The organism is Pseudomonas vranovensis DSM 16006, from assembly GCF_000425805.1.
Classification (GTDB): Bacteria; Pseudomonadota; Gammaproteobacteria; order Pseudomonadales; family Pseudomonadaceae; genus Aquipseudomonas; species Aquipseudomonas vranovensis.
In genome coordinates, this window is sequence record NZ_AUED01000002.1 from 84342 (window position 1) to 107819 (window position 23478).

The following is a 23478-nucleotide window of genomic DNA, read 5'->3' on the forward strand; positions in this document are numbered from 1 at the left end:
AACCGTCACAACCCCTGACTAAGGTGACTGCCAAAACCGCAGGAAGCCTGTCATGAACCTATTAGAAGAACACCAGCAAACCGACCTCGAACAGCTGGTCAACCTCAGCCGTCGCCGTTTCATCGGAGCCGGCGCCCTGTGCGGGGCCGCCCTGTTCCTGAGCGGCAATCTGCTCAGCCGCAGCGTCATGGCCGCCAGCGTCGGCGCCGCCAACAGCAGCTTGCTTGGTTTCACCGGCATTCCGGCTGCGAGCGCCGACAGCATCAGCCTGCCGCCGGGCTACAAAGCCTCGGTGCTGATCAGTTGGGGCCAGCCCTTGCACGCAGACTCGCCGGCCTTCGATGTGTCAGGCAATGGCAGCGCCAAGGCCCAGGAACTGCAGTTTGGTGACAACAACGACGGCATGAGCCTGTTCCCCTTCCCAGGTGACGACAACCGTGCGCTGATGGCGATCAACAACGAATACACCAACTACCGCTACCTGTTCGCCCACGGTGGTCAGCCGACCTCGGCAGAAGAGGTGCACAAGGCCCAGGCGGCCGAAGGCGTCTCGGTGATCGAGGTCAAGCGCAGCAACGGCCAGTGGCAGTTCGTCCAGGGTTCACCCTACAACCGGCGCATCCACGGCAACACGCCCATTCGCGTCAGCGGCCCTGCCGCAGGCGATGCCTTGCTTAGAACCGCAGCAGACAACAGCGGCCGCAAAGTGCTGGGCACCTTCCAGAACTGCGCCAACGGCAAGACGCCGTGGGGCACCTACCTGACCTGCGAAGAGAACTTTACTGATTGCTTTGGCAGCAGCGACACAGCGCAGGCGTTTGATGCCGGACAGAAACGCTACGGCGCATCGGTCACCGGCAAAGAGGTGGGCTGGCATCAACATGACCCGCGCTTCGACCTGGCAAAGAATCCCAATGAGCTGAACCGTCATGGGTGGGTGGTGGAAATCGATCCGTTCGATCCAGATTCAACGCCGGTCAAGCGCACCGCGCTGGGTCGCTTCAAGCACGAGAACGCCGCCCTTGGCGAAACCGGCGATGGCCGAGCAGTGGTCTACATGGGCGACGATGAACGGGGCGAGTTCATCTATAAGTTCATCAGCCGCGACCGCATCGATCACAAGAACCCCAGCGCCAACCGTAATCTGCTCGACCACGGCACCCTGTATGTCGCCCGCTTCGACGATGGCGACAACAATGCCGATCACCCGCGTGGCAAAGGCCAATGGCTGGAGCTGAGCCACGGCAAGAATGGCCTGAACGCCGCCAATGGTTTTGCCAGCCAGGCCCAGGTGCTGATCCACGCCCGCCTGGCCGCCAGCCAGCTCAAGGCCACGCGCATGGACCGCCCGGAGTGGATCGTGGTCAGCCCCAAGGATGGCCAGGTCTATTGCACCCTGACCAACAACGCCAAACGCGGCGAAGAAGGCCAACCGGCCGGCGGCCCCAACCCAAGGGAGAAAAACCTCTACGGGCAAATCCTGCGCTGGCGTGAAACCGAGGATGACCACGGCGCCATGAGCTTTGAGTGGGACCTGTTCGTTGTCGCCGGCAACCCCTCCGTGCATGCGGGCGACGCCAAGGGCGGATCAAGCAACATCACCCCGCAGAACATGTTCAACAGCCCGGATGGCTTGGGTTTCGATGCCGATGGCCGGCTGTGGATTCTCACTGACGGCGATTACAGCAATGCCGGCGACTTCGCCGGCATGGGCAACAACCAGATGCTCTGTGCCGACCCGGTGAGTGGCGAGATCCGTCGCTTCATGGTCGGCCCCGTGGCCTGTGAAGTGACCGGCATCGCCTTTGCCCCAGACCATCGCACCCTGTTCGTTGGCATTCAGCACCCAGGCGAAACCGGGGGCTCGACCTTCCCGGATCATCAGCCCAACGGCAAGCCGCGCTCATCGGTCATGGCCATCAGCCGAGAAGATGGCGGCATCGTCGGCACCTGACCGCCGCACAAAAACCTCTGTAGGAGCGGCGGTGCGACGTCTTGACTTGCCCCCGCGAAAGCGATATCCCAGACACAACGCTATCGCGGGGGCAAGTCAAGACGTCGCAGCGCCGCTCCCACAAGGATGTGAGGTACCATGCCTGCATGATGCGGCCACCTGCCGCACAGCAGGAGCGAACATGTCCCACCCCTTCGAAACACTGACCCCCGACCTGGTCCTCGACGCCGTGGAAAGCATCGGCTTTCTCAGCGATGCCCGTGTGCTGGCACTCAACAGCTACGAGAACCGCGTCTACCAGGTAGGCATCGAAGGGAGCGAGCCGCTGATTGCCAAGTTCTACCGCCCGGATCGCTGGACCGATGCGGCAATCCTCGAAGAGCACAGCTTTACCGCCGAACTGGCTGAATGCGACGTGCCTGTGGTGGCACCCCTTATCCACAGCGGCGAAACCCTGTTCGAGCACAGCGGCTTTCGCTTCACCCTGTTCCCCCGCCGCGGCGGCCGCGCACCGGAACCAGGCAACCTGGACCAGCTTTATCGCCTCGGGCAACTGCTGGGTCGTTTGCATGGTGTGGGCGCCACACGCCCCTTCGAGCACCGTGAAGCCCTGGCAGTGGATAACTTTGGCCATGCCTCACTGAACACCCTGCTTGAAGGCAATTTCGTGCCCAAGAGCCTGCTGCCGGCGTTCGAATCGGTAGCCCGCGACCTGCTCAAGCGAGTCGAAGCCGTATATGCCAACACCCCGCACCAGACCATCCGCCTGCACGGTGACTGCCACCCCGGCAACATGATGTGCCGTGACGAGGTGTTTCACATCGTCGACCTCGACGACTGCCGCATGGGCCCAGCCGTCCAGGACCTGTGGATGATGCTCGCCGGCAGCCGCCAGGAGCGCCTTGGGCAATTGGCCGAACTGATGGATGGCTACAACGAGTTCCATGATTTCGATCCGCGCGAACTGGCACTTATCGAGCCGTTGCGCGCCCTTCGCCTGCTGCACTACAGCGCCTGGCTGGCACGCCGCTGGGATGACCCGGCGTTCCCGCGCAGCTTCCCCTGGTTTGGCCAGGAGCGTTATTGGGGCGATCAGATCCTTGCCCTGCGTGAGCAGATGGCTGCCCTGGATGAAGAGCCACTGAAATTGTTCTGATGCGCGGGCCAGACTGTCTACAATAGCCACTGCTTTTAGTTAGCTGCCTAAGCAAGGAATCTGCATGCACGCCGCCAACCCGCGCCGCGGGTACATCCTGGGCCTGAGCGCCTACATCATCTGGGGCTTGTTCCCCCTCTACTTCAAAGCGCTGCAAAGCGTGCCCGCCGTAGAAATCATCGTTCACCGGATACTCTGGTCGGCGCTGTTCGGCTCATTGTTGCTCTTGGTGTGGAAGCACCCGGGCTGGTGGCGTGAACTGCGCGAAAACCCCAAGCGCCTCGCCATACTGGCATTGAGCGGCTCGTTGATTGCCGGCAACTGGCTGACCTATGTGTGGTCGGTAAACAATGGCCGGATGCTCGAAGCCAGCCTGGGCTACTACATCAACCCGCTGATCAACGTGCTGCTGGGCATGTTGTTGCTCGGCGAGCGGCTAAGAAGGCTGCAATGGGTGGCGGTCGGGCTGGCGGCGATCGGTGTGGCGCAGCAGGTCTGGCAGGTGGGCAGCTTGCCCTGGGTTTCGCTGGTGCTGGCGCTGAGCTTCGGCTTCTACGGCCTGATCCGCAAGCAGGCGCCGGTCGCGGCCCTGCCCGGGCTTGTGGTGGAAACCTGGATGCTGGTACCCCTCGCCATCGGCTGGCTGCTGCTCAACCCCTTGGCCGCCAGCGCCCAGCCAAGCTTCTACAGCAGCACCGAAGCGCTCTGGCTGATGGCAGCAGGACCGGTTACGCTGATCCCGCTGGTGTGTTTCAACGCCGCCGCCCGGCATCTGCCCTACACTACTTTGGGCTTCTTGCAGTACCTGGCGCCCACCCTGGTATTGCTGCAAGCCGTGCTGCTGTTCGGTGAACACCTGTCGAGCAGCACCCTGGTTGCCTTCATGTTTATCTGGGCGGGCCTGGCCCTCTACAGTGTCGACGCCTGGCTGAGTTTGCGCCGGCGCAGCTGATCAAAAAACATACAAACCTCTGTAGGCCACGTAATACGTGGCCTACAGCAACCTCTCCCAAGGTTATCCACACCCTCATCCCCGCGCTTTGTGCACAAGCCACTGATTATTGGTGATTTTTTGCTCAATTGCGGCTAAGCCACGGCCTGCAAGGGCTGGCGCCGGCTTCCCCCAGCTTATCCACAGGCCGGTCCCCGGCAAAACGGGATAACTATTCTTCCGGACGCAGTTTGAGTTCCACCATCAAATCGTCGGCCAGCGCCTCGAGCTTGACCTGCAGGCTATCCAGGGACAACGTCAGCGGCATGGCCAGCAGGGCATCGGCATGGAACAGTGGCTCGCTGCTCATCGGTGCCGGCCGCACATCGGTGGTAAAGCGCTCGAGGTTGACCCCTTGCTCGGCCAACAATCGGGTAATGTCACGCACAATGCCGGGGCGGTCGTTGCCCACCAGTTCCATTGCGATCGGCTTCCAGGTACACGAAGGCTCAATGCCGCTTTCGGCGATCAGCACGCGGATGTCGTACTTGCCCAGGGCCTGTAGCGCCTCGACCAGTTCGTCATAGGACTCCGCCGGCACCGCCACCCGCAGGATCCCGGCAAATTGCCCGGCCATGCGCGACATGCGACTCTCCAGCCAGTTACCGTTATGCTCGGCAATGCACTCGGCGATACGCTCGACCTGGCCTGCCTTGTCCGGGGCGATTACTGTCAATACGAGATGATCCACGCGCCTTACCTCTGCTGGTTGCCGTTGGACGCCCGAAAATCAAGGGCGCGCAGAAAGTATAGGCAAGGCGCGGCAACCTGCCGCAGCTGGCCTTCAGAACAAATCGTGTACTGTTTCAAGATTTATCTGGAACAATCTGCCACTTTTTTGAGAACATACTGTCTCCCAGCGTGACCCTCTGCGACCAAATGGTCGCAGAACGACGTATTTAGTCTGATTTTCACAACCGCAGCGCATCATGTAGTATGCCGCAGCGCGGACTACAAAACGTCGAATCGATGTCTGCCAAAGGCGCCTGTGAAAATACGCAACCGCTCGCCAGCCCGTCTGGCGGGCCGCACCCAGTCGCCCAGAGGGCAAGTTCTGGTGCCGTGTTTAGAGAAGCGCGCAAGGCTTAAATAGAAGAGCTGAATAGCTGAGCAGAGTGAGGCAAGCAATGACTGAACACGTTCAAGTCGGTGGCCTTCAGGTCGCCAAAGTCCTGTTCGACTTCGTGAACAACGAAGCCATTCCCGGAACCGGCGTCAACGCCGAGCAGTTCTGGGTGGGGGCAGAAAAACTCATCAACGACCTCGCTCCAAAGAACAAAGCACTGCTGGCCAAGCGTGACGCACTGCAGGCGCAGATCGATGCCTGGCACCAGGCGCGCAAAGGCCAGGCTCACGATGCCGTGGCTTACAAAGCCTTCCTCCAGGACATCGGATACCTGCTGCCAGAAGCTGCAGACTTCCAGGCCTCGACCCAGAACGTCGATGACGAAATTGCCCGCATGGCAGGCCCGCAGCTGGTTGTGCCAGTGATGAATGCGCGCTTTGCCCTGAACGCCTCCAACGCCCGTTGGGGCTCGCTGTACGATGCCCTGTACGGCACCGACGCCATCAGCGAAGAAGGTGGCGCGGAAAAAGGCAAAGGCTACAACAAGGTCCGTGGCGACAAGGTAATCGCCTTCGCCCGCGCCTTCCTCGACGAGTCCGCGCCACTGGCTGCCGGCTCCCATGTCGATTCCACCGCTTACCGTATCGAAGGCGGCAAGCTGGTCGTTGCCCTCAAGGGCGGCAGCAACAGCGGCCTTCGCAATGACGCGCAACTGATCGGCTACCAGGGCGATGCCTCGGCACCGACCGCTATCCTGTTCAAGCACAACGGCCTGCATTTCGAGATCCAGGTCGATGCCAGCACCCCGGTTGGCCAGACCGACCCGGCCGGTATCAAGGACGTGCTGATGGAAGCCGCCCTCACCACCATCATGGACTGCGAAGACTCCGTCGCCGCCGTCGATGCCGATGACAAAGTGGTGATCTACCGCAACTGGCTGGGCCTGATGAAAGGCGACCTGTCCGAAAGCGTCAGCAAGGGCGGCCAGACCTTCACCCGCACCATGAACCCGGACCGCGAATACACCGCGCCCAACGGTGGCTCGGTTACCCTGCACGGTCGTTCGCTGCTGTTCGTGCGTAACGTCGGTCACTTGATGACCATCGACGCCATCCTCGACAAGGACGGCAACGAAGTGCCGGAAGGCATCCTCGATGGCCTGGTCACCAACCTGGCGGCGATCCACAACCTCAACGGCAACACCAGCCGCAAGAACAGCCGCACCGGTTCCGTGTACATCGTCAAACCGAAGATGCACGGCCCCGAAGAAGCGGCGTTCACCAACGAGCTGTTCGGTCGCATCGAAGACGTGCTGGGCCTCAAGCGCAACACCCTGAAGGTCGGCATCATGGACGAGGAGCGCCGTACCACGGTCAACCTCAAGGCCTGTATCAAGGCTGCCAGCGAGCGCGTGGTGTTCATCAACACCGGCTTCCTCGACCGCACCGGTGATGAAATCCACACCTCCATGGAAGCCGGCGCCGTCGTGCGCAAGGGCGCCATGAAGACCCAGAAGTGGATCGGCGCCTACGAGAACTCCAACGTCGATATCGGCCTGGCTACCGGCCTGCAAGGCCGCGCCCAGATAGGTAAAGGCATGTGGGCCATGCCGGACCTGATGGCCGACATGCTCGAGCAGAAGATCGCTCACCCGCTGGCCGGTGCCAACACCGCCTGGGTTCCGTCGCCGACCGCCGCCGCGCTGCACGCGCTGCACTACCATAAGGTCGACGTGTTCGCCCGCCAGGCCGAGCTTGCCAAGCGCGCCCCGGCGTCGGTTGATGACATCCTGACTATTCCGCTGGCCACCGACACCAACTGGTCGGAAGAAGAAAAGCGCAACGAGCTGGACAACAACGCCCAGGGCATCCTTGGCTATGTCGTGCGCTGGATCGACCAGGGCGTGGGTTGCTCGAAGGTACCGGACATCAATGATGTCGGCCTGATGGAAGACCGCGCCACCCTGCGTATCTCTGCGCAACTGCTGGCCAACTGGCTACGCCACGGTATTGTCACCGAGGCCCAGGTACTGGAAAGCCTCAAGCGCATGGCACCGGTGGTCGACAAGCAGAACGCCAACGACCCGCTGTACCGCCCGCTCGCACCAGACTTCGACAACAACATCGCCTTCCAGGCGGCGGTCGAACTGGTCGTCGAAGGCACCAGGCAGCCAAACGGCTACACCGAGCCAGTGCTGCATCGTCGTCGTCGTGAGTTCAAGGCCAAGAACGGTCTGTAAGTGAACAATCGCGGGGCAAGTCGAGACATCGCACCGCCGCTCCTACGGGAGCAGGCTTGCCCCGCGATCATTTGATTCCCAGCTCCCTGCGCACCAGCACCATCAAACGCTCCAGATCGATCGGCTTGAGCAGGAAGTCGACGACACTCAAGTGCATCGCCGCAATGGCGTCTGGCACATCGGCATCGCCGGACACAATAATGATCGGCAACGCTGCTTTATCCGATTCGCGAATCTGCCGAATCAACTCCAGCCCATCGAAGGGCTCCATGCGCAAATCCGTAATCAACAAGCCAATGTCCCGCTCGCCGTTCAGGCACGCCAACGCCCGCTCGGCATTCTGCGCGGTCAGACACTGGATGCCTCTGCTCTTGAGGTAACTGGCGAGAGCTTCACGGGCCTGTTGATTGTCATCGACGATCAATACCTTCTGCGGCCCAGCAGTGGGCGCAGTCACTGCCGCCAGTGCTTCACGCTCGGCGTCACTCAGTATGTCGTCTTGGTCAGGCATGGCCGTCTCGTTGAAAAACGCTCGAAAAATTTCCCTTGAATCAAGTTCAGACCGCTTTTGATCAGCTTGCAACCCACCGTCGACGAGAATTTGACACCCGTCGTAATTCTCACCCTGGCCGTCGCACCATTTAGACTTACGTCCAATGGGCACTGGACGCCTGGCATCCGACCATGAAAGCCGAAAACAACAAGGCCGGCGCCCCATGTGCCGACACAAAAGACGCGGTAAATGTTCATGAGCAAAATGGACGCCTTCGCCCAGGCAGGAAAGACTGCAGTACTGCAGAACATCCAAGGGACCCTGCAGTTTCTGCAACGCTTTCCACCGTTCAACCTGATGGAAAACGCCCACCTGGCGTTTTTGGTGGAGCAGTGCCAGCTGCGCTTCTATGCAGCCAAAGACAGCATCATCAAGCCCAGCGACGGCCCGGTTGAGCACTTTTACATCGTCAAGCAGGGGCGTGTGGTCGGTGAGCGCCAGCACGTGTCCCGCCCCGGCACCGAAACCACCTTCGAGATCGCCAGCGGCGAGTGCTTTCCGCTCGCCGCCCTGCTGGGCGAACGCGCCACCCGCACCGAACACCTCGCCGCCGAAGACACCTTCTGCCTGCAACTGAACAAGGCCGCGTTCATCCGCCTGTTCGCCCTGTCCGAAGCCTTTCGAGACTTCGCCCTGCGCGGCGTGAGCAGCCTGCTCGACCAGGTCAACCAGCAGGTCCAGCGCCGTGCGGTAGAAACCTTGGGCACCCAGTACTCACTCAACACCCGCCTGGGTGAACTGGCCATGCGCCACCCGGTGGTCTGCGACCGGCAAACACCACTGCGCGAAGCCGTGGCCCTGATGCATGAGCAACAAGTGGGCAGCATCGTGATCGTCGATGCCCAGCGCTTTCCCATCGGCATTTTCACCCTGCGCGATCTGCGCCAGGTGGTGGCCGATGCCAGCGCCGACTTCGCCCAGCCCATTGGCGGCCACATGACCGCCAATCCGTTCTACCTGAGCCCGCAGGCCAGTGCATTCGACGCGGCCATCGCCATGACCGAACGGCACATCGCCCACGTCTGCCTGGTCGACGACAAGCGCCTGTGCGGCGTGGTCTCCGAGCGCGACCTGTTCTCGCTACAACGGGTCGACCTGGTACACCTGGCGCGAACCATCCGCCATGCCACCCGTATCGAAAGCCTGGTATCGCTGCGCGGCGAAATCGGCCAGTTGGTCGAGCGCATGCTGGCCCATGGCGCGTCGTCAACGCAGATCACCCAGATCATCACCCTGCTCAACGACCACACCGTGTGCCGGGTGATCGAACTGGCCATCGAAGACAAGGGCGATCCCGGCATACCCTTCAGCTGGTTGTGCTTTGGCAGTGAGGGCCGCCGCGAACAGACCCTGCACACCGACCAGGACAACGGCATCATTTTCGAAGCCCGCGACGCGGCCCACGCCGCCGAGTTGCGGGGCCGCCTGCTGCCACTGGCCCAGCACATCAACCAGGGGCTGGCCCAATGCGGCTTTACCCTGTGCAAGGGCAACATCATGGCCGGCAACCCCGAGCTTTGCCTGTCCCGCGCCGAGTGGGCCCGACGCTTTGCTGCCTTCATCCGCGAGGCCACCCCGGAAAACCTGCTGGCATCGAGCATCTACTTTGACCTGCGCGTGGCCTGGGGCAATGAGGAGGCCTGTGAGCAACTGCGCCAGAGCATCCTTGAACAAGTGGCCGACAACCGTCTGTTCCAGCGCATGATGGCCGAGAACGCCTTGCGCCAGCGGCCACCGGTGGGACGTTTCCGCGAGTTCGTGCTAACCCGCAAAGGCAACGACAAAGCGGCCACACTCGACCTCAAGGTGCAGGGCCTTACGCCCTTCGTCGATGGCGCGCGGCTGCTCGCCCTGGCCAACGGCATCAGTGCCATCAATACCCTGGAACGCCTGCGCGAACTGGTTACCCGCGAAGTGATCGACCCGCTCGATGGCGCCGCCTATGAGGAGGCCTACCACTTCATCCAGCAGACCCGCATGCAGCAACACCAATTGCAGAGCCGCCAGAATCTGCCCTACTCCAACCGTGTCGACCCCGACAGCCTCAATCACCTGGACCGGCGCATCTTGCGCGAGTCCCTGCGCCAGGCCCAGCGCCTGCAAGGCAGCCTGGCCCTGAGGTATCAGCTGTGAGCCTGTTCGCCTGGCTACGACCGCGGCAGATCGAAGACAGCGTACGCCAACAGGTGAGCGAACTGCCCGCACCGGCGCCCCTGAGCGAAGACACCCTGCGCCGTCAGCGCTGGGTGGTGCTGGATCTGGAAACCAGCGGCCTGAACACCAACCGCGACCAGGTGCTGTCCATCGGTGCGGTGGTGATCGAGGATGGCGCCATCGACTTCGGTCAACAGTTCGAGCGTACCCTCTACCAGCGCGATCACAAGCTCACCTCGAGTGTGCTGATTCATGGCCTGGGGCCCAGCGCCATCGCGGCCGGCTGTGACCCCGCCGATGCCCTGCTCGACTTGATGGCCTTTATCGGCGACAGTCCGGTGCTGGCCTTTCACGCGCCCTTCGACCAGCGCATGCTGACCCGGGCACTCAAAGACCACCTGGGCTATCGCCTGCAACATGTCTTCTTCGATATTGCCGAGCTTGCGCCCCTGCTCAACCCGCAGATCACCCTGCGCGAAGCCGGCCTGGATGATTGGACAGCCTGCTTCGGACTGGAGGCCATCGAACGCCACAATGCCAGTGCCGACGCCATGGTCACTGCGGAACTTGCCTTGGTTCTCTTCAGCCAGGCCCGCCGCCAGCAGCTCGACAGTCCGGTACTGCTCGACCAGCACCTGCAACGCTGGCGGCGCCGACGGCACCAGAGCCACGGTTTCTAGCGTCAACCGATGAGCGTCAATTGCGTTTAGCGAACACATTCTGCGACAATCGCGAATAATTCTCGTTAGTTAACGCATATTTTCGGGGAACGTCTTGTCGTCCGTGCAAAGCCCACACAGCGAGCTGGTCGGTACCCTCTACCGTGACCACCGCAGCTGGCTACTCGCTTGGCTGCGGCGCAACATCGTCTGCGCCGAGCGCGCCGAAGACCTGAGCCAGGACACCTTCGTGCGCCTGCTCGGGCGCGATGAGCTGCCTGCACCGCGCGAACCCCGGGCGTTTCTCCTGGCCATTGCCAAGGGCCTGTTGTTCGATCACTTTCGTCGTGCAGCCCTGGAGCAGGCCTACCTGGCCGAACTGATGCTGGTCCCTGAAGCCGAACAGCCCTCCCCGGAAGAACAACACCTGATCCTCGAAGACCTCAAGGCCATCGACCGCCTGCTCGGCAAGCTGTCGAGCAAGGCGCGCGCGGCCTTCTTGTACAATCGGCTCGACGGCCTGAACCACGCTGAGATCGCCGAGCGCCTGGGGGTTTCGGTTTCGCGGGTGCGCCAATACCTGGCCCAGGGCATGCGCCAGTGCTATATCGCCCTGTACGGTGAACCAACATGAACAACAAGCCGGTAAGCGCCCGGGTGCTCGACGCCGCGATCGCCTGGCAGCTGTGCCTTGACTCGGGCAGCGGCAGCAGCGAGGAACGCGCCGAGTTTGCCCGCTGGCACGCCGCCGACGAAGAACATGCCCGGGCCTGGAGGCAACTGGGCATGCTCGATCAACGCTTCAGTGCCGCGGCGGGTCCTGCACGCCAGGCCCTCCTGCAATCACGCACCGGCCTGCGCCAGCGCGTGCGCAAGCTGGGCCGCGGCGTGGCCAGCCTGGTGCTGGTGGCGGGCATGCTCAGTTGGGTCAGCGCGCACCAGTCGCTGGGCTACTGGCTGGCCGACCAGCGCACCGCCACCGGCGAGCAGCGCACCCTGCGTCTGACCGACGGCACGATGATCAGCCTCAACACCCACTCGGCGGTCGACATCCGCTTCGATGAGAAAGAACGCCTGATCGTGCTGCATGAGGGTGAAATCTCCATCGAAACCGGCCACAAGGACGACCGCCCGTTCGTGGTTGCCACCGAAGACGGACGCATGCGCGCCCTTGGCACGCGCTTCCTGGTCAAGCTGGAGGATGACGGCACCCGGCTGAGCGTACTGCAGTCAGCCGTGGCGGCACGCCCGCAGGACAGCGGTGACGAGCAGATCCTGCGTGAAGGCCAGCAAGTGCTGATGACCCATGATCAGCTCGGCCAGATCGCCGGCGTGAATATGGGTGCCGACGCCTGGACCCGCGGCATGCTGGTGGTCGACAACGTGCGCCTGAGCGAGCTGATCGACGAACTGGGCCGCTACCGCAGCGGCTACCTGAGCGTTGCCCCGGAAGTGGCCGACCTGCGCATCACCGGCAGCTTCCCGCTCAACGACACCAACCTGGCCCTGACCTCGCTGCTGCCGACCTTGCCGGTGCAGATCGAGCAACACAGCCCATGGTGGGTCACGGTGGTGGCTCGCCAGTAAAGCCTTATTGCGGGGCAAACCTGCTTCCATTGTGGGAGCGGACTTGCCCCGCGAACCCTGTGCAATACAAATCAAAATAATTTTCACTAACCCCTGTCACTTTTCCCAACTCACTCGGCAAGGAAGCTAGTTAGCACTTATCCGTCGAGGAGCCGCTGCATGACCCGCGCTTTTGAAACTTTCCTGCGCCCCAGCCTGCTGGCCATGGCCATTGCCCTGTCCGCCCCGCTGGCGAGCAGCCCGCTGATCGCTGCCGAGCAGTCGGCGATGCGCAGCTACGACCTGCCCGCCGGTCCGCTGTCCAGCACCCTGAACCAGATCGCCAGCCAGGCCGGCATCGCCCTGAGCCTGGACCCGAGCCTGGCCGCAGGCCGCACCTCGGCGCCGGTCAAGGGCCAGTACAACGGCGCTGGCGCCCTGCAGGCAGCCCTGCGCGGCACCGGCCTGCAACTGCAGCAGAGCAGCGCGGGCACCTACAGCCTGATCGCTACCCCCGAGGGCACCTTGGCGCTGCCGGAAACCAGCATCAATGCCACCGGCGACTATGAAAGTGCCTGGGGGCCGGCCACCGGTTTCACTGCCACCCGCACCGCCGCAGGCACCAAGACCGATACGCCCATCGTTGAAATCCCGCGCTCGATGACAGTCATCACCCGCGAGCAACTGGATGACCGCCAGGTCCTCAACCTCAACGATGCCCTGCGCTACACCGCCGGCGTACAGAGCAGCGGCTATGCTTCCGACCCCCGCTCAGACTGGTTGCGCGTTCGCGGCTTCGACCCGACCCAGTTCCTCGACGGCCTGCCGCTGCCCAAGGGCTCGTTCGCCAACCCGAAAGTCGAACCCTGGAACCTTGAGCGCATCGCCGTGCTGCGCGGGCCAGCCTCCTCGGTCTACGGCCAGACCCCGCCCGGCGGCATGCTCGACATGGTCAGCCGTCGTCCGCAGGCTGAAAGCGCCCACCAGATCGAAGCTCAGGTGGGTAGCAACAACCATCGCCAATTCAATTTCGACAGCACCGGCAAGATTGATGATGAGGGCCAGTTCCTCTATCGCGTCAGCGGGGTGGTACGCGACAGTGACTCACCAACCGATCATGTTCCAGACAAGCGCTACAACATTGCGCCGAGCCTGACCTGGAATATGGATGAAGACACCAAGCTGACCTTCATCACCCAGTACACCCGGGACGATACCGGCATCTCTGGCCAGTTCCTGCCGCTGCAAGGTACCAAGCTGGACTCGCCCGCAGGTGACATCTCTCACCACAAGAACCTGGGCGACCCGGACTGGGAATTCTATGACCGCACTTACTACGCGCTCGGGTACGCCTTCGAGCATCGTCTGAACGATGTCTGGCAGTTCCGCCAGAACCTTCGCTACACCAAGAGCGACCTGTCGTTCCAGGGTATCAACGTAGCAACCATGAACAACGGCACCATCCAGCCCGATGGCACCGTCCCGCGTGAAACCGGCATCGTCAACGAAGACATCAGCCAGTTCGCCGTGGACAACAACTTCCAGGCCGACTTCCAGACTGGCGACCTGGCCCATACCCTGTTGATCGGCCTGGACCACCAGCGCTCGAACACCAACTACAAGTGGGATTACGGCCTGAGCTTCAGCGTGCCGCCAGGCAACGTAATCCGTCCACCGTACGGCCAGGACTTCTCCAACGTGTCGTACTTCACCATGTACGACTACGGCCAGAAGACCTACCAGACCGGCTTCTACGTCCAGGACCAGATCGCCCTGGACAACTGGCGCCTGACCCTGGGCGGTCGTGAAGACTGGGTACACACCGGCACCACTTTCCACAACCAGAACGATGCCACCAGCACCGAGCGCGACAAAGCCTTCACCGGCAACGTCGGCCTGAGCTACGTGTTCGACAACGGTGTCACGCCGTACGTCTCGTATACCGAGTCGTTCCAGCCGACCACCGGCGCCGCTGTCGCTGCCGCCGAATCGTTCAAACCGACCGAGGGGCGTCAGTACGAAGTGGGCGTGAAGTACCAGCCGGTGGGCAGCAAGAACCTGTATACCGCTGCCGTGTATGACCTGCGCCAGGAAAACGTCAAGGTTGCCGAAGGCAACATCACTCGCCAGGTCGGGGAACTGCAAGTACGCGGTCTCGAACTGGAAGCCACCACCCAGGTGACCGACAACCTCAAGCTGATCGGTTCCTACAGCTACACCGACACCGAAATACTCAAGGGTGCTGCCGGCGAAGAAGGCAACCGAATGGCACTGATCCCGCGTAACCAGGCAACCCTGTGGGCCGACTACACTTGGCACAACGGTGCGCTTGACGGCTTCGGCGTAGGCGGTGGCGTGCGCTATGTGGGTGACAACTACGGCAACACCACCAACACCGACCTGGGTCATGTCGGCTCCTACACGGTCTACGACGCCTCGGTACACTACGACCTGGGCCGCAAGGTCAGCACCCTCAAAGGCATGACCGTAGCCGTGGAAGCCAAGAACTTGTTCGATAAGGACTACCTGGCCAACTGCGATGGTTACTGGTGCTACTACGGTGACGAGCGCAACGTGGTCGCCAGCGTGAACTACAAGTTCTGATGAAAAGCCAGACCATACGCCGCTGGTCCTTCATCCACACCTGGACCAGCCTGATCTGCACCGTGTTCCTGCTGATGCTGGCGGTCACCGGCTTGCCGCTGATCTTCCACCACGAAATCGACCACCTGTTGGGCGATGCGCCGCAACTCAAGGAAATGCCGGCCGACACACCGAAGCTGGACCTCCAGCAACTGGTGCTCAAGGCCGAGGCACATCGGCCCGGCGAGGTGATGCAGTACTTCGGCTGGGATGAAGACGACAGTAACGGCGTGATCGCGATCATGGCTGCCACGGCCGGTACCGAGCCCAACTCGTCGCACACCTTCATGCTCGATGCCCGCACCGGCGATGCAGTGGAAATGCCCTCGGCCAATGGCGGCTTCATGCTGACCATGCTGCGCCTGCATGTGGACATGTTCGCCGGATTGCCCGGCAAGCTGCTGCTGGCGTTCATGGGCGTGCTGTTCGTGGTGGCGATCATCTCCGGCGTGGTGCTGTACTCACCGTTCATGCGTCGGCTCAAGTTCGCCACCGTGCGCCACGAGAAATCGCGGCGCCTGCGCTGGCTCGACCTGCACAACCTGATCGGCATCGTCACCCTGACCTGGGCATTGGTGGTGGGCGTGACCGGCGTTATCAGCGCCCTGTCGGACCTGGTCATCGCCGCATGGCGCAACGACAGCCTCAGCGCCATGGTCGCCCCCTACCGCGACGCCCCGCCCCTGACAGCGCTGGCGCCCGTCAGCCGCGTGCTGGACATCGCTGCCGAGGCTGCACCGGGCATGGTGCCGGACTTCATCGCCTTCCCGGGTACGCGCTTCTCCAGCGAGCACCATTACGCGGTGTTCATGAAAGGCGGTACCCACCTGACGGCGCACCTGCTGACACCGGTACTGATCGATGCGAGCACCCTGGCGGTCACCGCCGTGGGCGAACGGCCCTGGTACATGGATGCCATGGGGCTGTCACAACCGCTGCACTTCGGTGACTACGGTGGCCGCCCGATGCAGATCCTCTGGGCCGTGCTGGATGTGCTGACGATCATCGTACTGGGCAGTGGCGTGTACCTGTGGGTGGTTCGGCGCCGGGCTGCAGTGCCGGCAGCACAGGCGCAGGTGACGGGATGAAGCGCAAGTCATCAAGCCTGCGGTCGGTGTTCGGGGTGCCCGCACTGATCGCCCTGCTGGGTGCTGCAGGGTTGTTTGCGGCGTTGCTGGGGGATGGTTGGTGGGATGCCCTGGCCTGGGTCGGGCTGGGCTTGCCCGCCTGGTACAGCGTGCGGGGGTTTTGCAGGTAACTGCGGGGGCCGGCTTGCCGGCGATGGGGCCTGTGCAACCTGCAATCAGGGTTGACTGTATTACGCCTGCTTCGCCGCCGATCGCTGGCAAGACCAGCCCCCACAAGGCGCTGGCTTGCCCCGCGATCATTTCACAGCTTGGGCAAACACTCATCCAGGCGCTTGTGCAGCGCACTGCCGCTTGGCCAGTTACGCAGCAGACGCGCCCGGTCGCGGGCAAAAGCCGCGGCAAAGCTGAGGTGGGTCGCATGCTGGCACATGGCGTCAAGGTCGATCAGCGACCATTGGCCATCCTGCCAGAACAGGTTATGCCCCTTCATGTCGCCATGGCTGATGCGCTCATGGATCAGTTGCGACAACAGCGCCTGCAGGGCCTGCAGCTGCGCCTCAGGCACCTCGCCACTCTCGACGTAAGGCGTAAAGCATTCGATCAGGTCCGGCCCGTCGGCGTACTCGGTCACCAGGTAGGCACGGCTGCGCAAGCCCATGAAGCGCAGCTCCTGCACCGCCAGCGGCTTGGGTGTGGCAATGCCGAGAAACTCCAGGCGATGTCCTTCGATCCACGAGTGCCAGGCCCGGCTCGGGCGCCAGAAGCGCTTGAACCAGTGGGCGGTATTCTTGATGTTGTAGCGCTTGAGCACCAACGACCGCCCATCCACCTCAACCCGCGCCACACTGGCCGCGCCGCCGGTCTTGTACAGGTGGCCCTGGTCGATCAGCGTGTCGGCCTGCTCCAGCACCGGCAGCAAGGCCCGCGCTTCGTTGCGACGGATCGAACGCAGGCCCGAGGGGCTGCGTTCCACACTGAACAGCGTGCACTCGCGCCCGGCCTTTTCCAGATAATCCTTCAGGCGCCAGCTGCGCACCTTGTCGATCTGCTTCTGCAGCGCTTCGAGCGGCAAGGCATGTTCGGCATTGGCCAGCAGGTAGTGCACCAGCAGCTCTTCAATGAACGGCTCCAGGCGTTTGGGCAACTGGGCAAACAGCACGCCCAGGTTCTGCAGCACCTGCGGGCGCGACAGCGGCGCGCCCAGGGTTTCGGCCTTGATACCGGCACCGTCGATCAGGTACAGCTGGCCGTTATGGCTCAGCAGGTTGTCCAGGTGCAGGTCTTCCTGCCACAGGCCCTTGGCGTGCATCTGCGCCACGGCCGCCAGGGCTTCGCCCAGCACCGCTTGCTGCTCATCGGCCAGGGGCGGCAAGGCTTCGACTTCAGCCCAGGCATCGGCAAGGCTTTGCGAGCCTTCGAGGAATTCGAATAGCAGCCAGCCACCCTCGCCTTCGCGCAAGCCATCGGCCAGCAATAGCGGTGTGGTCAGGCCTTGGTCGGCAAGCAGGCGCGCACCTTCTAGCTCACGTTGAAAATGCCGTGCTGCACTGCTGCCTACCAACAACTTGGCAAGCACCGGTTTGCCACGCCACACCCCGGCGCCCACATAGCGCTGCCCGGGCAGCACCCGCAGCAGGCTGAGCAGCTGCAGATCGGCACTACCGGCCGCATCGGCCAGGGTAATGGTCAGGGGCAGGTCCGGGCTGCGCCCGGCATCCTTGAGTTCGGACAAACGCATCAGCGAGCCTCTTTCTCACGGCGGCGGCGCGTAAGGCGCTGCAGCCAGGTATCGACCAGCGGGCTGTCGGCGGGCTGGTCCAGGTAGGACGACAGCATCACGCGTACTTCAGCTTCGCTCCAGACCGGCGCCCGACGCAACAGCGGCTCAAGGTCCTTGAGCCGGTCGCGCATGCCCAGCAGCAATGGCCGGGTTTTTTCCAGGTCGATCAATTGCGCCTGCCAGCCATCGCTGCGGGCACGCAGGAAGATATGTTTGGGGTAGAAACAGCCATGCACCTGGCTAGCTGCGTGCAGGGTGCGTGCAAGCAATCCGCAGGCGCGCAGGATGCCCTGGCGCTGGCCGATGTCCAGCTGCGGCCATTGGCCGAGCAGACCGTCGAGGTCGCTCCAGTCATCCAGGGCGCGGGTCATCAGGATGGCCCGGCGTTCGCCGTCGATCTTGCGCTCGCCGTAGTACACCGCCTGCAACGCCGGAATCCCCAGCTTCTGGTAGCGGCTGATATTGCGGAACTCACGGGCAAAGGTCGGCTCGCCGAACGGGCTGTGCAGCGTACGGGTCAAGTAGTCGCTCTGACGCTTGAGGTAGTAGCCCTTGCCCTCCAGCTCCAGACGGAACACGCTGCTCCAGCCGCCACGACCGGTGTTGGGTTCATCCACCGCATCCAGTTGCAGCGCCCAGAGTTGGTCGAAGCCGTTCAGGCCATGGCGCTCGAGCAGCGCCACGTCGGCACTGGCCAGGAAATCAGTCATTCGCGTCCCTCGAAAAACGTCACGACGTGCCGGATGCGGCGCTTGTCCGATTCATTCAGGCGCTCACGCCCGCGGTACTGCAGGTAGAAACGCAGGCGCTGGGTAGCCGACAGGTGATACTTGGCCACCTTGTCCAGGCAGGCCAGGTCTTTGGTGATCCGGTAGCGCAACATGAAACCCCACCAGAAATCGCCGGTAGGGCAGTCGATGAAGAATAGCGTGGCCTGGTCATCCACCAGCAGGTTGCGCCACTTCAAGTCGTTATGAGTGAAGTGGTGATCGTGCATCACCCGAGTGTGCCGGGCCAACTGGCGGCTGATGTGATCGACCCAGCCTCGCTGGGCCAGGCGCGGGTCCTTGCGCTCGGCCAGTGCCGAGAGGTCTTCGGTACGCGGCAACTCACGGGTGATCATCGCCCCGCGACCAAAGGCCAGGCCCTTGCGCTCCAGGCCCCAGGCCACCACCTCGGCGGTAGGAATGTCCCACTTGGCGAACTGCTTGAGGTTCTGCCACTCGGCCTTGATGCGCGGGCGCCCCAGGTAACGGCGCAGGCCCTTGCCGGCACCGATGTAACGCTTGACGTAGTAGTTGACCCCGCCGCGCTCGACGCGAATCACTTCGCTCAGCGGGTCGTGGGTCAGGCGCTCGCCCTTGAGGGCGAAGACCGCCTCGATACTGCCAAAATCCGCCGCCAGCGCCTGGTAATCAGGCTCCAGTGTCCAACCCGCCATCAGAGCGCGTCCCCGTATCGTTGTTTACGCTCGTAGAGCTTCTGCGCCTTGCCTTCGAGCCAGCTCAGCAAGGCCGCTTCCTCAGCCAGGATCTGGCGCAGCGGCTGCTGGAAATAACCGCGCAGGAAGCGCAGCTTGTCACGCCGGGTCAGGCCGATGTCCAGCGCCGAGAAATACAGCGCCGCCAGATCCTTGTTGCGCCAGCGCCGCGAAATGGTGGCACGGGTCTGGGCGCGGTGCAGGTCGATGACCGACAGCTTGAAGTCATCGGCCGTCACTTCACGGTCGGTGTGCAGCAGGAAATGGCAGATGTAGCAGTCGCGGTGATTGACCCCGGCGCGGTGCATCATGCCGGTCATGCGCGCCACTTCGGCAATCAGCGCACGCTTGAGGCGCGGTGCCGGCGGCTGCTTGACCCAGTCGATGCTGAAGTCTTCCAGGCTGATGGTCGGCGCCAGCTCTTCGGTGACGATGAACGAATGCTGCGCCGCCGGGTTGCTGCCCCGCTCGCCGTAGGCCACGGCGGTCATGGTCGGTACACCCACCTGGTACAAACGCTCGATGGCCTGCCACTCCTGGCCGGCACCGAGCACCGGCAGCTTGGCGGTGAACAGGTTCTTGAAGATTTCGCCCCAGCCGATGCCACGGTGGATCTTGACGAAATAGCCCTGTCCCTCGACTTCGGTGCGAAGGGTGCGGCGCCCCTCCAGCTCGCGGTAAACCTGCCCTTGCAGGCCCTCCACGGCATCGAAGGCATCGCGCCCGGCCCACAGGCGCTTGAACGGCTCGGCGAGTATCAGTTTCATGTGCGCTCCGGGGCCAGAATCACATCGGCAGCATGCTCGGGCATGCTGTAGAGGTCGGCGGTATCGGCAAAGGCCAGGCCATTACGCGCCCAGTCGGCGCGGGCGGCGTCATCTTCGAGCATGCGCTGCAGGTACTGGTTGAGCTGCTCTTGCTCGAACGGCTCATCGAGCACCAGGCCACTGTCGGCCTCGGCAATGTAATGGGCATAGCCACACACGGCCGACACCAGCACCGGCAAGCCTGCGACCAGCGCTTCGAGCAGCACGGTGCCGGTGTTTTCGTTGTAGGCAGGGTGAATCAGCAGGTCGGCACCAAGCAGAAAACGCGGGATATCGCTGCGTCCTTTCAGGAACTGCACCTGATCGCCCAGGCCCAACGTCGCGCTTTGCAACTGGAACACCTTGGGGTCGTCCTGGCCAATCACCATCAACCGGGTGCGCTTGCGCAGCGCAGGCGGCAGTGCGGCCAGGGCCTTGAGGCTACGGTCGACACCCTTGGTCTTGAAGCCGGAGCCGATCTGCACCATCAGTAACTGATCGTCTTTCAGGTCGAACTCGCGACGGAACTCGGCGCGAATCTCGGCAGCATTGGCCGGTGCCCGGCGATCCTGGGAGATGCCCGGTGGCAGCAGGTGGAAGCGCTCCAGCGGGGTGTCATAGTGCTTGATGAACAGCGGCTGCTGGACTTCGGAAATCATCAGGACTTCGGTCTTGGCGTCCTTGGCGAACACCGCCCGCTCGTACTCGGCAAAGTGCCGGTAGCGGCCCCAGCGCCGGTACAGCGGATTGCGCAGGGTTTGCGCCTTGTCTTCGAAGCAGCCGTCGGCGGCGTAGTAGACATCCAGCCCCGGCATCTTGTTGAAGCCGATCAGGCGGTCCACCGGACGCTTGGCCAGGTCGGCTTCCATCCAGGCGCTGAGTTTCTCGTTGCGACGATGGTTGAACAGCGCCTTCACCGGCGCCACCAGTACTTCGAAGCCCTCAGGCACCTCGCCTTCCCAGATCAGCGTGTAGACGCGGATCTTGTGGCCACGGCGCTGGCACTCCAGGGCAATGCGCATGAAGTCGCGCTGCAGCCCGCCGAAGGGGAAATATTTGTAAAGCACAAAAGCCAGTTGCATCAACGAACATCCTCAGCCAGCAGCAACGCGCGCAATTGGCTCGCCACACGCTCGGGATTCAGGCGAGTGAAGCACAGTGGCCACTCGCGTTTGAGATCGAACCGGCGCTGATCATCAGCGCTCGGTTTATATGTGCATTTCTTCTGCAGGCAGGGCGCGCAGGCAAAGTCGCTGGCCAGGTGTACCTGGGACTTGCCATAGGCACCGGTCAGGCCCGGGTTGGTAGGGCCAAACAGTGACAGGGTCGGCACATCCAGTGCCGCCGCCAGATGGCCCAGGCCGGTATCGACGGCGACACAGGCCTTGGCAGCGGCCAAGACGCGAGCGACACCAACCAGGTTCAACTTGGGGAGTACCTGGCAATTGTTCAAGCCCTTGGCGATGCGCTCGGCCCGGGCCTGCTCGGCCGGGTTGCCCCAGGGCAGGCGCACCTCGAGCCCTTGCTGGCCCATCCGCTCGGCCAACTGGCGCCAGTAAGCCTCGGGCCAGTGCTTGGTGTCCCAGGTGGTGCCGTGCAGGAAAACCACAAAAGGTGCGGCCGGGGGCAGTTGCAGGCGGTTCAGATCCAGGCCGTAGTCGCCCAGGCCAGCCGGCAGGTCATAGCCCAGGGCCAGGCCGAACAGTTGGCGCACCCGCTCCACCGCATGCTGCCCGCGGGCCACCGACAAGCGCCGGTCGTAGAAGCGGCTGGACAGCCCTTCGCGCGCCGAATAGCGGTCAAGCCCGGCTACCGGCGCCTTGACGTAGCGCGTCAGCCAGGCCGACTTCACCAGGCCCTGGGCGTCGATCACCAGGTCGTACTTGGTTTCTCGCAGGCGCTGCTTGAACTGGCGCCATTCGCCGTTCTTGAAGGTCTGCCAGAGGTTCTTGCGCCAGCGGCGGATCGCCACCGGGATAACCTTGTCCACCGCTGGGTGCCAGCTGGGGATCTCGGCAAAGCCTTCCTCGACCACCCAGTCGAAGCGAATGCCGGGGATCGCCCGGGCCGCATCAGTCAGCGCCGGCAGCGCATGAATCACATCCCCCAGAGACGAGGTCTTGATCAGCAGTACCCGCACTTAATCGACCTCGGCCATGACATCAACAAGGGTCGGGCCATCGAGGCGCTGCAGTGCCGCCACGACCGCCTCCGGCTCAAGCTGGCGCAGGCAGTTGTAATGGCCGAAGCGGCAGGTGCGGTCAAAGCAGGGGCTGCACTCGATGCCCAGGCGCACCACTTCGACCTGATCGGCCAGCGGTGGGGTGAAGCCAGGCGAGGTCGAGCCGTACACGGCCACCAGCGGACGATTGAGCGCGGCGGCCACATGCATCAGGCCCGAATCGTTGGACACCACGGCATCGCTGCACGACAGCAGGTCGATGGCTTCGGCCAACGACGTTTCGCCACTGAGGTTGGTGGCTTCTTCGCGCAGGCCGGGAATCAGCCGCTCGCGGATCGACTCACCCACGGCATGGTCGTTCTTCGAGCCGAACAGCCACACCTGCCACCCTTCGCGAATCTTGACCTCGGCGACCTTGGCGTAGTGCTCAGACGGCCAGCGCTTGGCTTCGCCGAACTCGGCACCCGGGCACAGCGCCAGCACCGGACGGTCCAGGGCCAGGCCGAACTTGGCCAGGGCCGCATCGCGGCTGGCCGCTTCGATCTGCAGGCTCGGGCGGGGATAGGGTTTGGGCAACTCGGCGCCAGCCGGATAGGCAAGCGCCATGAAGCGCTCGATCATCAGCGGGTAGCGCGCCTTGTCGAGCTTGCGCACATCATTGAGCAGGCCGAAGCGCAGCTCGCCGCGCCAGCCGGTACGCTTGGGAATGCCGGCAAAGAACGGCACCAGCGCCGACTTGAGCGAGTTGGGCAGCAAGATGGCCTGGTCGTACTGACCGGCCAGGGACTTGCCGATACGCCGGCGGGTTGCCAGTTCCAGTGCCCCGTGACCGAGCGGAAAGCTCAAGGCCTGGCGCACTTCAGGCATGCGTTCGAGGATCGGCCGGCTCCACTCGGGGGCCAGCACGTCGATCACACACGCCGGGTGTTGTTGCTTCAGGCAATGGAACAGGGTCTGCGCCATTACCATGTCGCCCACCCAGCTGGGGCCAATGATCAAAATTCTCATGCTTTATCCAGAAACGATCAGGGAGGCTACAGACTGTCCGCGAACCGCCTGGCCTCCCCTCTTTATATTCAGGCTATATGTCGACCAGTGTACGCCACTCGGGCTGTAGTGTGGTCCTGGCAGGCTCCCTGCCGCCTGATTCGCCTGGTTCAA

General features: G+C 63.0%; 20 protein-coding genes. 11 read left to right on the plus strand and 9 right to left on the minus strand.

From position 1 onward, the window contains the following. Positions 1-52: 52 nt before the first annotated feature. The 3 genes from H621_RS0104390 to rarD all read left to right on the plus strand — a co-directional run bounded on the left by H621_RS0104390 (position 53) and on the right by rarD (position 4062). The gene (locus H621_RS0104390; protein ID WP_028942192.1) at positions 53-1954 is read left to right on the plus strand and encodes a PhoX family protein; all 1902 of its coding nucleotides are present in this window, start codon (positions 53-55) and stop codon (positions 1952-1954) included. A gap of 181 nt (positions 1955-2135) precedes the next feature. Then, positions 2136-3110 carry a serine/threonine protein kinase gene (locus H621_RS0104395; protein WP_028942193.1) on the plus strand — a complete coding sequence of 325 codons (975 nt, stop codon included), beginning with the start codon at positions 2136-2138 and terminating at the stop codon, positions 3108-3110. A 64-nt stretch (positions 3111-3174) separates the two neighbouring features. Continuing rightward, positions 3175-4062 carry an EamA family transporter RarD gene (gene rarD, locus H621_RS0104400; RefSeq protein ID WP_028942194.1) on the plus strand — a complete coding sequence of 296 codons (888 nt, stop codon included), beginning with the start codon at positions 3175-3177 and terminating at the stop codon, positions 4060-4062. Positions 4063-4273: 211 nt separating this feature from the next. Here the strand turns inward: rarD and H621_RS0104405 are convergent, their stop codons facing one another. Further along, positions 4274-4792: a glycine cleavage system transcriptional repressor gene (locus H621_RS0104405; protein ID WP_028942195.1), complete on the minus strand. Its 519-nt coding sequence runs from the start codon at positions 4790-4792 to the stop codon at positions 4274-4276. Positions 4793-5228: 436 nt separating this feature from the next. On the opposite strand from H621_RS0104405, the gene H621_RS0104410 reads away from it, so the two are divergent. Further along, the gene (locus H621_RS0104410) at positions 5229-7406 is read left to right on the plus strand and encodes a malate synthase G (protein WP_028942196.1); all 2178 of its coding nucleotides are present in this window, start codon (positions 5229-5231) and stop codon (positions 7404-7406) included. Positions 7407-7473: 67 nt separating this feature from the next. Here the strand turns inward: H621_RS0104410 and H621_RS0104415 are convergent, their stop codons facing one another. Beyond that, the gene (locus tag H621_RS0104415; RefSeq protein WP_028942197.1) at positions 7474-7917 is read right to left on the minus strand and encodes a response regulator; all 444 of its coding nucleotides are present in this window, start codon (positions 7915-7917) and stop codon (positions 7474-7476) included. 237 nt (positions 7918-8154) lie between these two features. Between H621_RS0104415 and H621_RS0104420 the strand changes: the two genes are divergently transcribed. The 7 genes from H621_RS0104420 (at position 8155) to H621_RS28700 (ending at position 16239) form a co-directional block, all read left to right on the plus strand. Further along, positions 8155-10092, plus strand: coding sequence for a DUF294 nucleotidyltransferase-like domain-containing protein (locus H621_RS0104420; RefSeq protein ID WP_028942198.1), 1938 nt, complete (start codon positions 8155-8157; stop codon positions 10090-10092). Next, positions 10089-10793, plus strand: coding sequence for a 3'-5' exonuclease (locus tag H621_RS0104425; protein ID WP_028942199.1), 705 nt, complete (start codon positions 10089-10091; stop codon positions 10791-10793). Before H621_RS0104420 ends, H621_RS0104425 begins: the two co-directional genes overlap by 4 nt. A 94-nt stretch (positions 10794-10887) precedes the next feature. Beyond that, the gene (locus tag H621_RS0104430; protein ID WP_028942200.1) at positions 10888-11406 is read left to right on the plus strand and encodes an RNA polymerase sigma factor; all 519 of its coding nucleotides are present in this window, start codon (positions 10888-10890) and stop codon (positions 11404-11406) included. Beyond that, positions 11403-12359, plus strand: coding sequence for a FecR domain-containing protein (locus H621_RS0104435; protein WP_028942201.1), 957 nt, complete (start codon positions 11403-11405; stop codon positions 12357-12359). The genes H621_RS0104430 and H621_RS0104435 overlap by 4 nt, the downstream gene beginning before the upstream one ends. Before the next feature lie 159 nt (positions 12360-12518). Then, complete coding sequence (locus H621_RS0104440; RefSeq protein WP_028942202.1) at positions 12519-14942, plus strand: TonB-dependent siderophore receptor; 2424 nt, start codon at positions 12519-12521, stop codon at positions 14940-14942. Beyond that, positions 14942-16069: a PepSY-associated TM helix domain-containing protein gene (locus H621_RS0104445; RefSeq protein ID WP_028942203.1), complete on the plus strand. Its 1128-nt coding sequence runs from the start codon at positions 14942-14944 to the stop codon at positions 16067-16069. Before H621_RS0104440 ends, H621_RS0104445 begins: the two co-directional genes overlap by 1 nt. Beyond that, positions 16066-16239 (plus strand): hypothetical protein, encoded by a 174-nt coding sequence (locus tag H621_RS28700; RefSeq protein ID WP_167332092.1) that lies wholly within the window; start codon positions 16066-16068, stop codon positions 16237-16239. Before H621_RS0104445 ends, H621_RS28700 begins: the two co-directional genes overlap by 4 nt. A gap of 131 nt (positions 16240-16370) precedes the next feature. Here the strand turns inward: H621_RS28700 and H621_RS0104455 are convergent, their stop codons facing one another. From H621_RS0104455 to waaF, 7 genes are read right to left on the minus strand one after another with little or no spacing between them, the layout of a single operon-like run. Then, positions 16371-17807, minus strand: a complete 1437-nt coding sequence (locus H621_RS0104455) for a lipopolysaccharide kinase InaA family protein (protein WP_028942204.1) — start codon at positions 17805-17807, stop codon at positions 16371-16373. Next, positions 17807-18559 carry a lipopolysaccharide kinase InaA family protein gene (locus H621_RS0104460; RefSeq protein WP_028942205.1) on the minus strand — a complete coding sequence of 251 codons (753 nt, stop codon included), beginning with the start codon at positions 18557-18559 and terminating at the stop codon, positions 17807-17809. Before H621_RS0104460 ends, H621_RS0104455 begins: the two co-directional genes overlap by 1 nt. After that, positions 18556-19290: a lipopolysaccharide kinase InaA family protein gene (locus tag H621_RS0104465; protein ID WP_028942206.1), complete on the minus strand. Its 735-nt coding sequence runs from the start codon at positions 19288-19290 to the stop codon at positions 18556-18558. The genes H621_RS0104460 and H621_RS0104465 overlap by 4 nt, the downstream gene beginning before the upstream one ends. Then, entirely contained in the window at positions 19290-20096 is an 807-nt protein-coding gene (gene rfaP / locus H621_RS0104470) for a lipopolysaccharide core heptose(I) kinase RfaP (protein WP_028942207.1), read from the minus strand. The genes H621_RS0104465 and rfaP overlap by 1 nt, the downstream gene beginning before the upstream one ends. After that, on the minus strand, positions 20093-21217 hold the full coding sequence (locus tag H621_RS0104475; RefSeq protein ID WP_028942208.1) for a glycosyltransferase family 4 protein: 1125 nt from the start codon (positions 21215-21217) through the stop codon (positions 20093-20095). Before H621_RS0104475 ends, rfaP begins: the two co-directional genes overlap by 4 nt. Then, positions 21217-22275: a lipopolysaccharide heptosyltransferase I gene (waaC, locus tag H621_RS0104480; protein WP_028942209.1), complete on the minus strand. Its 1059-nt coding sequence runs from the start codon at positions 22273-22275 to the stop codon at positions 21217-21219. Before waaC ends, H621_RS0104475 begins: the two co-directional genes overlap by 1 nt. Next, positions 22276-23325: a lipopolysaccharide heptosyltransferase II gene (waaF, locus tag H621_RS0104485; protein WP_028942210.1), complete on the minus strand. Its 1050-nt coding sequence runs from the start codon at positions 23323-23325 to the stop codon at positions 22276-22278. Positions 23326-23478 lie beyond the last annotated feature (153 nt).

Excerpts from the sequence above, each read along its gene's own strand:
- H621_RS0104390 (WP_028942192.1), top strand. The coding sequence starts at position 53 with ATGAACCTATTAGAAGAACACCAGCAAACCGACCTCGAACAGCTGGTC.
- H621_RS0104395 (WP_028942193.1), top strand. The coding sequence starts at position 2,136 with ATGTCCCACCCCTTCGAAACACTGACCCCCGACCTGGTCCTCGACGCC.
- rarD (WP_028942194.1), top strand. The coding sequence starts at position 3,175 with ATGCACGCCGCCAACCCGCGCCGCGGGTACATCCTGGGCCTGAGCGCC.
- H621_RS0104410 (WP_028942196.1), top strand. The coding sequence starts at position 5,229 with ATGACTGAACACGTTCAAGTCGGTGGCCTTCAGGTCGCCAAAGTCCTG.
- H621_RS0104415 (WP_028942197.1), bottom strand. The coding sequence starts at position 7,917 with ATGCCTGACCAAGACGACATACTGAGTGACGCCGAGCGTGAAGCACTG.
- H621_RS0104420 (WP_028942198.1), top strand. The coding sequence starts at position 8,155 with ATGAGCAAAATGGACGCCTTCGCCCAGGCAGGAAAGACTGCAGTACTG.
- H621_RS0104435 (WP_028942201.1), top strand. The coding sequence starts at position 11,403 with ATGAACAACAAGCCGGTAAGCGCCCGGGTGCTCGACGCCGCGATCGCC.
- H621_RS0104440 (WP_028942202.1), top strand. The coding sequence starts at position 12,519 with ATGACCCGCGCTTTTGAAACTTTCCTGCGCCCCAGCCTGCTGGCCATG.
- H621_RS0104445 (WP_028942203.1), top strand. The coding sequence starts at position 14,942 with ATGAAAAGCCAGACCATACGCCGCTGGTCCTTCATCCACACCTGGACC.
- H621_RS28700 (WP_167332092.1), top strand. The coding sequence starts at position 16,066 with ATGAAGCGCAAGTCATCAAGCCTGCGGTCGGTGTTCGGGGTGCCCGCA.
- H621_RS0104455 (WP_028942204.1), bottom strand. The coding sequence starts at position 17,807 with ATGCGTTTGTCCGAACTCAAGGATGCCGGGCGCAGCCCGGACCTGCCC.
- H621_RS0104460 (WP_028942205.1), bottom strand. The coding sequence starts at position 18,559 with ATGACTGATTTCCTGGCCAGTGCCGACGTGGCGCTGCTCGAGCGCCAT.
- H621_RS0104465 (WP_028942206.1), bottom strand. The coding sequence starts at position 19,290 with ATGGCGGGTTGGACACTGGAGCCTGATTACCAGGCGCTGGCGGCGGAT.
- rfaP (WP_028942207.1), bottom strand. The coding sequence starts at position 20,096 with ATGAAACTGATACTCGCCGAGCCGTTCAAGCGCCTGTGGGCCGGGCGC.
- H621_RS0104475 (WP_028942208.1), bottom strand. The coding sequence starts at position 21,217 with ATGCAACTGGCTTTTGTGCTTTACAAATATTTCCCCTTCGGCGGGCTG.
- waaF (WP_028942210.1), bottom strand. The coding sequence starts at position 23,325 with ATGAGAATTTTGATCATTGGCCCCAGCTGGGTGGGCGACATGGTAATG.